This is a genomic window from Burkholderia sp. Tr-20390 (genome assembly GCF_017104595.1).
In the GTDB taxonomy this organism is placed as follows: Bacteria; Pseudomonadota; Gammaproteobacteria; order Burkholderiales; family Burkholderiaceae; genus Burkholderia.
The window spans coordinates 36,316-49,571 of the sequence record NZ_JAAGPC010000024.1; the positions used below are offsets into that span (position 1 = coordinate 36,316).

The 13,256-nt window shown below is 64.8% G+C and carries 12 protein-coding genes; 3 read left to right on the top strand and 9 right to left on the bottom strand.

Annotation, left to right across the window (positions count from 1 at the left end; genetic code table 11):
* Nucleotides 1-54: 54 nt before the first annotated feature.
* Both G3N98_RS09715 and G3N98_RS09720 read right to left on the bottom strand, forming a co-directional pair.
* Nucleotides 55-951, bottom strand: coding sequence for an oxidoreductase (locus G3N98_RS09715; RefSeq protein WP_206148034.1), 897 nt, complete (start codon nt 949-951; stop codon nt 55-57).
* Nucleotides 952-956: 5 nt separating this feature from the next.
* Nucleotides 957-2,168 (bottom strand): MFS transporter, encoded by a 1,212-nt coding sequence (locus G3N98_RS09720; protein WP_206148055.1) that lies wholly within the window; start codon nt 2,166-2,168, stop codon nt 957-959.
* Between the two features lie 138 nt (nt 2,169-2,306).
* Between G3N98_RS09720 and gcvA the strand changes: the two genes are divergently transcribed.
* The gene (gene gcvA, locus G3N98_RS09725) at nt 2,307-3,239 is read left to right on the top strand and encodes a transcriptional regulator GcvA (protein ID WP_206148035.1); all 933 of its coding nucleotides are present in this window, start codon (nt 2,307-2,309) and stop codon (nt 3,237-3,239) included.
* 9 nt (nt 3,240-3,248) lie between these two features.
* On the opposite strand, the gene G3N98_RS09730 is transcribed toward gcvA, so the two are convergent.
* Both G3N98_RS09730 and G3N98_RS09735 read right to left on the bottom strand, forming a co-directional pair.
* Entirely contained in the window at nt 3,249-5,024 is a 1,776-nt protein-coding gene (locus G3N98_RS09730; protein WP_241025831.1) for a molybdenum cofactor biosynthesis protein MoaA, read from the bottom strand.
* A gap of 60 nt (nt 5,025-5,084) precedes the next feature.
* Complete coding sequence (locus G3N98_RS09735; RefSeq protein WP_241025832.1) at nt 5,085-5,378, bottom strand: NucA/NucB deoxyribonuclease domain-containing protein; 294 nt, start codon at nt 5,376-5,378, stop codon at nt 5,085-5,087.
* A 421-nt stretch (nt 5,379-5,799) separates the two neighbouring features.
* Here G3N98_RS09735 and G3N98_RS09740 point away from each other — a divergent pair, with 421 nt between their 5' ends.
* A complete protein-coding gene (locus tag G3N98_RS09740; RefSeq protein ID WP_206148056.1) occupies nt 5,800-7,029 on the top strand; it encodes a peptidoglycan DD-metalloendopeptidase family protein in 1,230 nt (409 codons plus the stop codon).
* A 245-nt stretch (nt 7,030-7,274) separates the two neighbouring features.
* Here the strand turns inward: G3N98_RS09740 and G3N98_RS09745 are convergent, their stop codons facing one another.
* A complete protein-coding gene (locus G3N98_RS09745; RefSeq protein WP_206148036.1) occupies nt 7,275-8,402 on the bottom strand; it encodes an aminotransferase class V-fold PLP-dependent enzyme in 1,128 nt (375 codons plus the stop codon).
* A gap of 365 nt (nt 8,403-8,767) precedes the next feature.
* Here G3N98_RS09745 and G3N98_RS09750 point away from each other — a divergent pair, with 365 nt between their 5' ends.
* Entirely contained in the window at nt 8,768-9,949 is a 1,182-nt protein-coding gene (locus tag G3N98_RS09750; RefSeq protein ID WP_206148037.1) for a serine hydrolase domain-containing protein, read from the top strand.
* A 118-nt stretch (nt 9,950-10,067) separates the two neighbouring features.
* On the opposite strand, the gene G3N98_RS09755 is transcribed toward G3N98_RS09750, so the two are convergent.
* The 4 genes from G3N98_RS09755 to G3N98_RS09770 form a co-directional block, all read right to left on the bottom strand.
* Nucleotides 10,068-11,240 (bottom strand): FAD-binding oxidoreductase, encoded by a 1,173-nt coding sequence (locus tag G3N98_RS09755; protein ID WP_206148038.1) that lies wholly within the window; start codon nt 11,238-11,240, stop codon nt 10,068-10,070.
* Nucleotides 11,237-11,437, bottom strand: coding sequence for a hypothetical protein (locus G3N98_RS09760; protein WP_089474130.1), 201 nt, complete (start codon nt 11,435-11,437; stop codon nt 11,237-11,239). The genes G3N98_RS09755 and G3N98_RS09760 overlap by 4 nt, the downstream gene beginning before the upstream one ends.
* Nucleotides 11,434-12,585 (bottom strand): branched-chain amino acid ABC transporter substrate-binding protein, encoded by a 1,152-nt coding sequence (locus tag G3N98_RS09765; protein WP_089474129.1) that lies wholly within the window; start codon nt 12,583-12,585, stop codon nt 11,434-11,436. The genes G3N98_RS09760 and G3N98_RS09765 overlap by 4 nt, the downstream gene beginning before the upstream one ends.
* Before the next feature lie 419 nt (nt 12,586-13,004).
* Nucleotides 13,005-13,196: a CsbD family protein gene (locus G3N98_RS09770; RefSeq protein ID WP_089428345.1), complete on the bottom strand. Its 192-nt coding sequence runs from the start codon at nt 13,194-13,196 to the stop codon at nt 13,005-13,007.
* Between the last annotated feature and the right edge of the window lie 60 nt (nt 13,197-13,256).

The following is a 13,256-nucleotide window of genomic DNA, read 5'->3' on the forward strand; positions in this document are numbered from 1 at the left end:
CCGCTCGGATCGCCCGTCCGTTATCGGTCGGGCCGGATACCGACTTCCTTGCTACTAGCCGGGACCGTCGCTGGCGGCCGCGAGAAGCGGCACGACCAGATCGCTGATCGGCGTCGGAATGCCGTGAGATTGTCCATACCGCTGCACAACGCCATTCCGGCAGTCCCATTCGAGGGGGCGGTTACCCTGCCGGTCGGCAAGAATGGACGTACCTAAATCGGGCGGCGCGCGACGGAACCCTTCGACGATCTCCTGCGGCACGTCATCGCCCAGCTTCGCGCCCTCGGCACGGGCGACCTCGAGACATTCCCGCAGGTAGGCGAGTGACAGTCCGATGATGTCGCTTCGCGAGAACATGCCGGCGCGGCGGCCGGTCAGCACCATGAGTCCCGCCGCTGCGTTCTGCAACAGCTTCCGCCATGCGAGCGAGGTGAAATCTTCCGCCACCTCGACCGAGCATCGCGTGCCGCTCAAAGCCGAGACCACCACGCTGCTCGCCGGTGTATCGGGCAAGGTAAGCCGAGGTTCGCCTCGCAGCCACACTGACGAACCCGATTCGCGTTGCGCTGGAAACCAGACGATCGATGGCACGACTGCAGCGCCGCCTGCATGCGGTGCGAAAGTGGTTTTTTGCTCGACGCCGTTTTGCAGCACGCAGACAACGGTATTCGCACCGCAAAGCGCGGAGACCCACGGCGCCGCGCTTGCCACCTGCGTCGACTTGACCGCAACGAACACCAGATCGAACTTTTCCTTGACCGCTTGCGGATCAGTCAATACGGGCCCAGGCACGACGATCTCGCCACCGTCAAAGCGCAACACCAGCCGCTCGCACGCCGAGCGGCCACAGATCACCGGCGTGCGGCCGACTTCATGAAGGGCTGCAGCTACGGTCGTTCCGATTGCCCCCGGACCGACGAGGGCGACGGTTGGGTAGTCAGACTGTGTCATCGTGTTCATCCTGTATGGTCATCTGTCAGATGCGGGCGCAGTGCGAGGGCAAGCGGAAAAATCGCCAGGGCAGTCAACGCGGTGGCATAGGTGGCGCCATGCACGCCGATGCTGTCACCCAGGAACCCGTAGAGAACGGGCGATATCGCGCCCGATGCAATCGTCCCCGTGTAGAACAGTGCGAATGCACGCTCGGTGCGCTCGGGCGCGGACATCTCCGGAACGGTTCCGTACAGCACGGAGGACGTGCCGTTGAGCATCATGCCCAGAATCGGCAGCAGCACCATGCTGGGCCCCAACGGGAGATACATCACCGCCACGATGCACGCAGCCGTGCCGCCCTCCGTGAGCAGCACCGTACGCACCACCCCCATCCGTGCGCCAATCCAGCCACACATGAACTTGCCGGCCGCCCCACCCATGAAAACAAGCGCGAGTGCCGTTCCCACCATTTGAGGCGAGACGCCCTTCGCCGTCAGCAGGAAGGGCAAAAATGTAAGCAGTCCCATGCGTACGGCCGTATCAAGCACGCCGATGGAAAACAGGGCCGAGAATCCGCCTCCCCAGGCGCTGCTGCGCTGAGCGGACGATTGCGCCTTTACCGCCGGCTTCCCGGCGTCGCGCGGCACATCAGGAAACGAGACGGCGATGACCGCGGCAACGACGAAGCCCAATCCGGAGACGATCCAGAGCGCGTGACGCCAGGGCATCATGGTCACGAGCAGCGAAATGGCCGCCGGCAGCGCGGATTTTCCCAGATCGCCGGAGAAGTTGTAAACGCTCAGTGGACCTCTCGCATCACGCCCGTAGGTGCGGGAGATGGCGCCCGAGGCGATCGGATGCTGCGTGCTGGATCCGCCGCCCGAAATCGCCAGCGCCACACTCAAACCGAGCAGGCCGCCCGACATGCCCGCGAACGCATAGCCAAGCGCGGCGAGCAACGTGCCGATCGCGAGGGTGGCGCGACTGCCCAGACGTTGCGCGAGACGTCCCGAGGGCAGCTGCAGCGTTGCCATCGTGCCCGCATAGACGCCGCGCAGGATGGCCAGGGCCGCAAAGTCCAGCCCGAAGTCCGACTGCCAGACCGGTAGCAACGCGTAGATCATGTCCGTATAGCCATCGTGCATGGCATGCGCAACGCACGACAGCCACAGCACGCGCGGTCGTGAGGGCCCACTCTCCCGCATCGCGGGAGGGGAAAAAACCGGCAGGCGCATCGTCATTTTCTCCGTGCGAGTGGTTGGCGGAAGCCGCTCGTGGCGTCGCTCTCAGGCTCGACGCGTAGATTTTATGACCGCGACATCCGCCATTTCAATTGAGCTAAAATCGCGCCAACAGAGAGAAAAAGTCACGTCATGAACGAAAACCGGAGTGCCGCGAAGCATCGGGACGAGTTGCCCCCGCTCAATGCGCTGCGCGCTTTCGATGCGGTCGCGAGGCACGGCAGCTTCGCGGGCGCCGCGGAGGAACTCCATGTCACCCACTGGGCCGTAGGAAAACAGATCAGGCTGCTGGAGGACTGGTTCGGCCTGCCGTTGTTCGACCGTCGTCCGCGCGGTGTCGTGCTCACCGACGAAGGGGCGGCCTTGCTGAGCGACGTCAGCAACGCGTTCGAGCGCCTCGGTACAGCGGTGGTACGGCTGCGCCACAACACGGTCAAACACCGGATATCAGGCGTCGTGCGGGTGAATGTGACGATGAGCTTCGCGCTTTGCTGGCTGCTGCCGCGGCTCGCCGATTTCCATTTGCGATACCCCGACATCGACGTCAGAGTGTCGACGACATCGCGCAAGCTGCGCTATGTCGCCGACGCTTTCGATATCGGTGTTCGCTCCGGTCCCGAGCATGGCGCGGGCGTCGTATCCCGCCCGTTGATGCCCGACCTGCGCGTGCCAGCCTGTAATCCCGCATTGCTGCGCCAGCATCCGATACAGAGCGTGACCGACCTGCGCCATCACACCCTGCTGCATTCGGCCACGACGCGTTCCGCCTGGTCGAACTGGTTGAAGGAAGCAGGTGCGCCCGACCTGCGGGCAGCGCGCCACGTCGAATTCGATCACGTGAATCTTCAGTTGGGCGCGGCCGTCGAGGGGCTCGGCGTGGCGCTGGCATCGCTTCCGCTGATCAGGCGCGATCTCGCCGAGGGGCGCCTCGTGTGTCCCATCGCATCCCCTGCATGGCGCGCTGACGACTACATGCTCGTGACGAACACCCATCGCGTCGCCGATGCCGCCGTGTCCGCGTTCGAGCAATGGATGGAGAGCATGGCGAGCCAAGAGGCGGGCTAGGCCCGCGGATCAGACCCGGCGGCACGACTTCCGGGCCCACATGCCGCGGCTACGCGTCCGGCACACGCAGCTCCGCTGATAATTGGCCTGGCCATCGTGAATGCGCAGGCTGTCGACGAATACGTCAGGCAGGCGTGTTCCCAGCGCAGTCTGCAAGGCCGCGATTTCGTCGTCGGACGCCGGCCCGTTGAGGCCACCCGGCAGACGTGACGCATCGGCGGCGAAGGCTGCCTCGAGCCGTTGCCATGTTTCGCGAAGATCGATGCCGCGTGCGTCGTCGATATTGCGGGTCGTCGCGCGGGCGTCGACCACTGGCGACGGTGGTGAGGCTGCCTCGACGGATGTCGCCACGGGGCGCGGCGGTTCACTGGCGAGGTCGCGGTCGAGACGCAGGAACAGCACCGACGAACCTGCCGCCATGGGACATTCCGCAGCGGGGATCGCGACGAGCACATCGGCACGAACGACGCCGCCGATCAGCCCGTCGCCTTCGGATGGCAGCAGGCGGACGACCAGGTTTCCGTCGACGCCGCGATGCAGATTGCCCCATCGCATCGCGTTCAGTCGGGCATCGCGCTCGACGCCGTGGTCGACGATGCCGGACTCCCAATGAGGCCCCGGTGTTGCCGCGTGCTCGAGCAAATCGAGCACACGCGGCATGATCGCGTGCATCAGCATCGCCACGGCACCCGTGTGGCCCGACAGGTTGATCAGGGTGGCCTGATCGTAGCTGGTCAGGACCGTCATCCCGCTTTGCGTACCGTCCGGACGCGTGAACGGCAGCATGGTTTTCTTCGGCGGCGAGCGATTGTCGCTGCGTCCGAAGTTGAAGCGGTCGGCCGGCGTTTGCTTGATGTCGACCGTCGTTTCGTCGTAGGCGTACACCTGCTGCGTATTCAGCCCCAGATCCAGAAATGGCCGCACGGCAGGCAGCCCGGCTCCCACGATCAGGTCGTAACGCTGCGCGAGCTCGGCCAGTTTCTTCTTGAACGCGTATTCGTTCTGTTGCACCTCGAGCGGCGGCCGTGCCATGTCCGGCGGCTCGATGTACTCGACCGTAGCCACCTCGTATCCCCAGCGCTGCAGTACCGCCCGGATGTACGGTCCGCTCGTGTCGGGCCGCTGCCAGCGCTCGCGCGCGGTGCGGGGTACGCACTGCTCATACCCGACAATCACCACGCCGATGCGCGGCCGTTTCGTCACCTCGATGTCGCGTACGCCTGCGGCCGTCAGCGCGATCTGCCGTTCGGCCGTTATCCGGCTGCCCCTGGGCAGGAGCAGGCTGCCTTGCCGAAATTCGCTGCCCGGTGCGATCACATGCTGGCCGGCGGATAGCGGCGCGTGCAGCAGCAGAAGCGATCGAGCGCCACGGTACGAAACCTCGAGGTCGCTTTTCGGCACGACGGTGTCGGCATTTTCCGGCAACGGGAAATAGGGTGGGACATCGACCGCACACTGCGCGCCGATTGCGCGAGCCGCCGGACTGCCGGCCGGCGAGGCCAGCGCGCGCCGGCTGAACTGGAAGTCGAGCTCGGCCGGTGCGCCACGCGTCGCATGCGCGGTATCGGATGCGCGCAACGCATAGCCTTCGATCGCAGCAAGCGGAACGGGCGGCACATTCTCGGGGGCGAAAACGTCCGCCGCCGTCACGCGCGTCAACGCGTCCTCGACCGGAATCGTCTCGGATTGCATCGCGCCCGGCACGGCCCGTCGGCAGAGCTTGTAGGGCTGGTCGAGCCAGAACGGGAAGTTCTCGTGATCGTTCATGGTGATGGGTGTTGTCATGCCGTGGTTCGAAGGATGCCTGCGAACCGCGGCACAGGTACGGTTATCGTCGCCCGTGGCTTAACGTTTTGCCGCAGGCTGCAGAGAACCGACATCGAGGTAGAACGGCTCCTGGTCGAGCACGCGCTGGTTCAAATAGAAATTACCGAGGAAAGCGCCCGCGCGTCGATTATCGCTGGCATCGATACGCTTGACCGATACTTCCGGAACCCTTGATGCGCCCTCCTCTGTCGAGGCAAACGGACACTCGTCGCAATCGTAATCGCAATCGGTCGGCGTTTCGTCCGAATCGCCGGTGAACGTGTACGGGCCAGTGACCGCGCCGTATATTTTCCAGGAAGATGAAAGCAACATTAACAAATGTCCATATCACGATCGTTTCTCTTTCATAAACAATCCGATCCAATTCAACGACTGTTAAATTCCCTGTAACCCGGAAGCAGTTCGCCACGAGGCCGAGCATGGGTGGCGTTGCAAATCGATTCGCGAGACATATGCAGGCCAAATCGTCCGGGTCGCGAACATCAACGGATGGCGAAAGTGTCGAACTTCGGATTTGAGGCCGCCCCCACGCGGTGATTCCAGATCAATCAACTCAGCTTTCCGGAGAGGTCAAATCGCTTTGAAACGATCGCATCCACAATTTCATCTGAATCGGCCAATTTAAAAACGCATCCCGATATATTTCATTTTACTTGCAATGACTAGCAAATGATGTAGGCTTGCTGGCGCCGTCATGAACTTCTTGAAAACCCTCTCCGCGGTGCATTTAACCATGCGCAATTTATTAGATCGTTCTACCTCGAATTCGATTCAATACTCCATTGGAATCCTGCTGATTGCAGCCAGCCTTGCCGAAATCGCGCATGCGGCGCCAATCGAGACGTCGTTGCAACGCTCGATCGGGCAGGCGCTTGAATCCCGATCGGGTGGGACGTTGAAGCTGCCGGCCCGGTCGGACGACAGCCTGGTCGAGGCAATCAAGGCCGACGAAAATTCCGGATGGGTATTTGGCACTGCGACACAAATCCTGCGCGAATACGAATCCGGCGATCCCGTCACGAAGCTGTTCATTGCGCGCAACGTGAATGGCCGATGGATCGCGGGTGTGGAGGGCAGCAGCAAGTTTGGAGAATTGCTCGACGCGGCACCACCCACGCTGCTCGCGACCGACGAGCGGAAAAATCTGGCGTCGAGACGTGCATCGCTTGCACCACGGTCGGCTGCCTTGCCGCAACCGGGCCTTGCGTTGCCGTGGGAACCGAATGCCGGGTGGTATTGGACGGGTGGTGCACACGGCTGGTCCGGACAAAGCAGGCCGTATAACTCCCTCGATTTCTCGGGTGGCAACGGCCGCGTGCTGGCGGCGCGAGACGGCTATCTTTACAAGAGCTGCGAGCGCGACGGCAGCGCCATCGTGAAGGTGGTTCACGACAACGGCTATGCGACGACTTATTACCACATGGTCCAGCTGACGTCGCTGAACAGCGGTACGCGTGTCCGTCAGGGGGAATATCTCGGCAGCGTCGGAAACGGCCTGCCGTGCGGCGGACAAACGACGGGGCCGCATGTCCATTTTTCATTGAGCAAGGATGGCAATGACGTGTCCGTCAATGGCATGACGATCGGCGGCTGGCAATTCTTCGAGGGCACTTCGCCGTATTCCGGATACGCGGTTCGCAATCAGCGGCGCGTCTCCCCGCAGGCATGGCTGGTCAACTACGGGAGCGCGGATTCCGGCGATCCGCCCACGCCCGTCAGCGCACGTGTACAGGCACCGGGTCCGGCGAATCTGCGCAGCGCGCCTTCATTGTCGGCGCCGGTCGTCGGTTCGCTCGAGAATGGGCGCACCGTGCAACTCGCGTGCCACCAGTACGGCGATTCCGTGAACGGCAACTGGGGCGCCACACGGCTTTGGTATCGACTCGACTCGAATCAATGGATCTCCGACGGATTCGTCTACACGGGCAGCAACGACCCTGTGGTGCCGGAATGCGTGAATTAGCGCGGGCGCACCGCGACAGGAAACACGATGCCCCACGTGTCGAGATTTTCCGGACCGAAACCGATCCATCTTTGCGGTCACGTCGGACGCTCCCGAACCGGAAGCTTTGACCGCGCTCCATCTGTTCCAACCAACTGCGACTCGACCCGAACGCGCACGTCAGACAAGACCATCAATCCAGCAAGGCAGTGGGCCGCAGGCGCGCACGCCCACTGCCCACTGCCTCGCCCAATCCGCCAAGCGCCTTAAAGAATCCGCTCCAGCGCATCCGCAAACCGCCCAACCGCCCCATCGACATCATGCAGCTTGTCGAGCCCGAACAACCCCAGCCGGAAGGTCTTGAAATCCTCCGGCTCGTCGCACATCAGCGGCACGCCCGCCGCGATCTGCAACCCGACGTCGGCAAACTTCTTCCCGGTTCGAATCCCGTCGTCGTCCGTATAACTGACCACGACGCCCGGCGCCTCGAACCCTTCCGCCGCCACGCTCCGAAAACCCTTCTCGGCCAGCAACGCACGAATCCGCTTGCCCAGCTCCAACTGCTCCTCTTTCACCTTGTCGAAGCCGTACGCCTCGGTTTCCTTCATCACGTCGCGCAGCGTCGTGAGGCTATCCGTCGGCATCGTCGCGTGGTACGCGAACCCGCCACCTTCATACGCTTCCATGATCTGCAGCCACTTGCGCAGATCGCACGCGAAGCTGGTGCTGGTCGTGCCGTCGATGCGTTCGCGGGCCAGCTCGCCGAGCATCACCATCGCGCAGCACGGCGACGCGCTCCAGCCCTTCTGCGGCGCGCTGATCAGGATGTCGACGCCGCTCGCCTGCATGTCGACCCACACCGTGCCGGACGCGATGCAATCGAGCACGAACATGCCGCCGACCGCATGCACGGCGTCCGACACCGCGCGCAGATACCCATCGGGCAACATCATCCCGGACGCGGTTTCGACGTGCGGCGCAAACACCAGATCCGGCTTGTGTTCCTTGATCGCGGCAACCACTTCGTCGATCGGGGCCGGCGCATAGGCGGCCTGCCGTCCCGCTTCGACCGGGCGCGCCTTCAGCACCGTCGTCTCGGAAGGAATGCTGCCCATGTCGAAAATCTGCGACCAGCGGAAGCTGAACCAGCCGTTGCGGATGACGAGGCACTTCTTGTTGGTGGCGAACTGCCGCGCGACGGCTTCCATGCCGAACGTCCCGCTGCCGGGGACGATCACGACGGACTTCGCGTTGTAGACCTTCTTCAGCGTGCCGGAGATGTCGCGCATGACACCCTGAAAGCGCTGCGACATATGGTTGACCGAGCGATCGGTGTACACCACCGAATATTCGAGGAGCCCCTCGCGGTCAACATCGGGAAGTAATCCTGGCATGCTCGCCTCCGGTGAAAGATGAACGATGGAATCTGGGCGAGCAGTGTCCGTGATGCGATACCGCGCTGCACCCATGCAATTGCGTTATTTTCTCGACGAAAGCAGATTCTAACGAAGGCCGCGTGCCGCTTGGGGCATATTTTGTCGGCTGTCCGGCGCAGGCGTGACGGCGCGCCGCCGCCGGCCGACACTCCGCGCTGCAACGGAGCCGCCGCGGCCCGCGGCTGAATCGCCCGCCCGGTGGCCGTCCATGCCGATCGTTGCAGCGCACGACGCCCACGAAGCCCTGTTCCATGTACGGATAAATGGCCCGTCCGCCGCATGCCGCCTACCATGTGGGCTCTTCCTTCACGACAGAGTCTTCGATGATCCCCCACCGAGCATCATCACAGCAGCCGTCGGCCGATCCCGCGCTCGCCGAGCGCGTCGATGCGGTACTGTCCCGCCAACTCGACACGCAACGCCTCGTCGGCGTGGTGGTCCTGGTCGCACGCGACGGCGAGCTCGTCTATCGCCGCGCGGCCGGGTTCGCCGACCGCGAAGCACGCACGCCGATGCTGGAAGACACGCTGTTCAGGCTCGCGTCGGTGACGAAGCCAATCGTCTCGGCGGCGGCCATGGCGCTCGTTGCCCGGCACAAGCTGTCGCTCGACGACGACGTCACGAAGTGGCTGCCCGAGTTCCGCCCGGCGCTGCGTGACGGCAGCGTGCCGGTGATCAAGGTGCGCCACCTGCTCACGCATTCGGCCGGCCTCGGCTATCGCTACGCGGAAGCCGACGCGGCCGGCCCGTATGCACGCGCGGGCGTCTCCGACGGGCTCGATGGCGCATCGATCACGCTCGCCGAGAACATGCGCAGGATCGCGAGCGTGCCGTTGCAGTACGCGCCCGGCACCGGCTGGAACTATTCGCTCTCCATCGACGTGGTCGGCGCGGTGATCGAAGCCGTCACCGGACAGCCGCTCGCCGATGCGGTCGATGCGCTGGTGCTCCGCCCGCTCGGCACCCGCGACACGGGATTCGTCGCACGCGATGCCGCGCGGCTCGCGACGCCTTACGTCAACGACACGCCGCAGCCGCACCGGCTCGCCGAGAACGAAGCCGTACCCATCGACGAAGGCTCCGTCGGCGTGACGTACTCGCCGTCGCGCGCGCTCGACAAGGAGGCGTTCGCATCGGGCGGCGCCGGGATGGTCGGCACCGCCGGTGACGTGCTGAACGTACTGGACACGCTGCGCGCGGGTGGCGGCGCCATTCTGCCGGCCGAGCTGGTCGACGAGATGGGCCGCATCCACACCGGCACCCTCGCGTTGCCCGACCTGCCCGGCGCGGGTTACGGGATCGGGTTTTCCGTGTTGCGCGACCCGCGCGCGGCGCTGTCGCCGGAGTCGCCGGGCACGTGGCGCTGGGGCGGCGTCTACGGTCATTCGTGGTTCGTCGACCGCGCACGAGGGCTCACCGTCGTGTCGCTGTCGAACACGCTTTACGAAGGGATGAACGGCCCGTACACGCTCGATCTGCGCGACGCGGTCTACGGCGTCGGGTAACCTGCGCAGACCCGCGCCATGTCATTGCGCGCGCAACAAAAAAGGCCCGACACGGTCGGGCCAATGAGGTGAGACACAAGGAGAATCCCGCCCACCACACCGGGCGGGTCACGCCGCGCTACACGACGTTCTTTTCGACGATCGGCCGGTTCTCCAGCACGCGCGCCCAGCCGAGCGTCGACAGGTCGAGCGTGTCGTAACGCCCGCCCAGAATGAGTTCACTGACGCCGCGCCCCGTCGCCGGCCCCTGCTGCAGCCCGTGGCCGCTGTAGCCGTTCGCGAACACGACGTTGTCGAGGTCCGGGTGATACCCGATGATCGCGTTGTGGTCGAACACGTTGTACTCGTAGTACCCCGACCAGCAGTTCTCCACGCGCAGCGCTTCGAACTCAGGCACGCGGTTCGCGAGCGTCGGCCAGATCACTTCGTCGAACAGGTCGTGGTCGACTTCGTCGAGCGGCAGGTCGTCCGGGTCGCGCTCCGGGCTCGGCGACGTCCCGCAGATATACGTGCGCCCTTCCGGCCGGAAATACACGCCGGTCGGATCGATCAGCAGCGGGCAATCCGTGAGCTTCGCCGGCGACGACACGTTGAAGATGCTGCGGCGCCGCGCATACACGGGGATGTCGATGCCCATCATCGACGACAGCGTGCGCGTCCATGCGCCGGCCGCGTTCACGAGGGTGTCGCACGCATAACGTTCGCCGTCGGCCGTGACCACGTGCGTCACCTTGCGGCCGTCGCGCACCACGTCCTTCACGTCGGACGGCACATAGCGTGCACCGAGCGCCTGCGCCTTCTTGCGCAGCGCCTGCACGAGCCCGTAGCCGTCGAACCAGCCTTCGCCGCTCACGCCATACGCACCCGACACGAGATCGTCGACGTTCAGCCACGGGAACTTCGCGCGCAGCGCATCGCGATCCATCAGCCGGATGTCCGCGCCGAGGCTCGTCTGCAGCGCGTGGTTCTCGCGCAGTGTCGCGTCGCCGGCCGGCGTCGCGAGGAACAGGTAGCCGCCTTCGTGCAGGTCGATCGACGGCTGATGGCCATCCACTTCGAGGCGTTCGCCGATCGTGCGCAGGAAGTCGATGCCGAACAGCGACATCTCGATCGACAGCGGCGTCGAGAACTGCTGGCGAATCGACGCGGCCGACAACGCCGACGACGATCGCGCATAGGTGGGGTCGCGCTCGATCACGGTCACGGAAACCGTGGGATCGGTGGCGCGCAGGAAATAGGCGATCGAGCTGCCGATCACACCACCGCCGACGATGACGACTTGAGAACTCACGACTGACTCCAGTTGCACAGATTGGGCGCGGCCAGCCGGCCGCGCCCGTGGGTTGTTCGTGCCGCTTCACGCGCGGCGTCGCGCGGGCAGACCGGTGCGGCTGCCACGCCGGCGTGCGCCGCGATCGCCACCGATCGCTGATGGCATTTCAGCACGTCCGGCGTCGCCGCGAAAGTCCGCGCGCGGGTGGCGTTCAATCCGCCGATTTCGTCGTGACGGGCTGCCACGCGGCGTTCTTCACCTCATACAGCGTCGAGCTCGGGTTCTTCAGGTCGCCCGTGTTCGTGAACGCGATCGTGCCCGTGATGCCGTCATAGCGCGTGCCCTTCAGCGCGCCGTTGAAATCGGCCGGCTTCGTCGAGTTCGCCTTCTGCATCGCGTTGATCGCGATCCAGGTCGCGTCGTACGCGAACGGTGCGTACGCAAGCATGTCGATGCCGTACTTCTGCTTGAATTTCGTTTCGAATTCCTTGCCCTTCGCGAGACGCGCGAGCGGCTGCCCGTATTCCCACACGGACGCACCTTCCGCCGCATTGCCGGCCAGCTTGATGAAGTTCGCGTTCATCACGCCGCCGCCCGCGAGAAACTGCGCGCGGATGCCGAGCTGGCGCATGCGCTTCACGAGCATCGCGGCCTGTGCGTCGAGCCCGCCGAAGAACACGAGATCGGCGTTGGTGCTCTTGATCTTCGTGAGCTGCGCGCTGAAGTCCACCGCCTTGTCGTTCGTGAATTCGCGCGCGACGATCGTGCCGCCGTTCGCCTTCACCGACTTCTCGAATTCGTCGGCTTCGCCCTGGCCGAACGCGGTGCGGTCGTCGATGATCGCGATGCGTTTCGCCTTGGTCACGCTCGCCGCATACGCGCCTGCGTTGCCGGCGTTCTGCGTGTCGGTCGCGATCACGCGGTACACGGTGCCGAGCCCGGCGCGCGTGATGTCGGGATTGGTCGCCGACGGCGTGATCATCGGAATGCCGGCCTTCGCGTAGATCTTCGACGCGGGCAGCGTCGTGCCCGAATTGAAGTGGCCGATCACGACGGCCACCTGCGCGTCGGCGAGCTGCTGCGCGGCCTGCACGCCGGTGCGCGGATCGCTCTGGTCGTCCTGCGACGCGACGACGAACTTGACGGGCTTGCCGCCCACCGTCGTACGCGCGGCATTCGCTTCGTCGACGGCCATGCGCACGCCGTTCTCGATGTCCTTGCCGTAGGCAGCGCCGCCGCCCGTCAGCGGGCCGGCCACGCCGACCTTGACGACCGTCTCCTGCGCGTGAACCGCGCCGGTCTGAAGCGCGAGGATCGCGGCGGTCAATGCGACGCCGGAAAGCGAACGAATGCGGAACGTCATGACAATCCTTGTTCTGGGGGCCGGGATGCAACGCGCGACTGCCGCGCGTCGGCAACCTCCCGCGTGCCGGTCATGTCGTCCGCCTGCGAGGCGTCTTGCAACGCCGCTACCGGCCGGTCGATCGCCGCGGCTCCGTCTCCGAAGAGCCTTTCATCGCGAAAGAGGTGAATGGATTGTGGATAGCCAATACCCGTGCAGCAAACGAAATATCGGAACTATGTTGTGAGGATTTGTCATCAAGTGCCGCGTACGCGGGCGGCCCGCGGCCTACGCCACGGTGGGCCGCGGGTAAATCATTACCGTGGAATGCCGCGCCGACGCCCGGCCATCAAGGCCGGCCGTGGTCATGCCGGCGACGCATCATCGTGGCGATGACGGCCCGGCCGGCCATCGCGACGCCCGCGGCGCCGCGTCATCGGTCAGTGCCGATCGGTGCCCGTCTGCTTGCGCACCGCATCGGCCGCCTCGCCGGCCTGCTCCTGCATCTTGCCGGCCTCCTGTTCAGCGACGCCTTCCGCTTCCGTCTCGCGGTCGCCCGTGACCTTGCCGAGCGCTTCCTTGACCGAACCCTTGACTTGTTTGAGCTTGCCTTCGATGCGATTCCTGTCCATGGTCGTCTCCTGCGATGGTTGGGGGAGAGCCGGCGGCGTGACGGCCCGCGTCGCACCGCC

Excerpts from the sequence above, each read along its gene's own strand:
- G3N98_RS09730 (WP_241025831.1), bottom strand. The coding sequence starts at position 5,024 with ATGACAACACCCATCACCATGAACGATCACGAGAACTTCCCGTTCTGG.
- G3N98_RS09745 (WP_206148036.1), bottom strand. The coding sequence starts at position 8,402 with ATGCCAGGATTACTTCCCGATGTTGACCGCGAGGGGCTCCTCGAATAT.
- G3N98_RS09770 (WP_089428345.1), bottom strand. The coding sequence starts at position 13,196 with ATGGACAGGAATCGCATCGAAGGCAAGCTCAAACAAGTCAAGGGTTCG.
- G3N98_RS09720 (WP_206148055.1), bottom strand. The coding sequence starts at position 2,168 with ATGCGCCTGCCGGTTTTTTCCCCTCCCGCGATGCGGGAGAGTGGGCCC.
- G3N98_RS09715 (WP_206148034.1), bottom strand. The coding sequence starts at position 951 with ATGACACAGTCTGACTACCCAACCGTCGCCCTCGTCGGTCCGGGGGCA.
- gcvA (WP_206148035.1), top strand. The coding sequence starts at position 2,307 with ATGAACGAAAACCGGAGTGCCGCGAAGCATCGGGACGAGTTGCCCCCG.
- G3N98_RS09750 (WP_206148037.1), top strand. The coding sequence starts at position 8,768 with ATGATCCCCCACCGAGCATCATCACAGCAGCCGTCGGCCGATCCCGCG.
- G3N98_RS09735 (WP_241025832.1), bottom strand. The coding sequence starts at position 5,378 with ATGTTGCTTTCATCTTCCTGGAAAATATACGGCGCGGTCACTGGCCCG.
- G3N98_RS09740 (WP_206148056.1), top strand. The coding sequence starts at position 5,800 with ATGCGCAATTTATTAGATCGTTCTACCTCGAATTCGATTCAATACTCC.
- G3N98_RS09765 (WP_089474129.1), bottom strand. The coding sequence starts at position 12,585 with ATGACGTTCCGCATTCGTTCGCTTTCCGGCGTCGCATTGACCGCCGCG.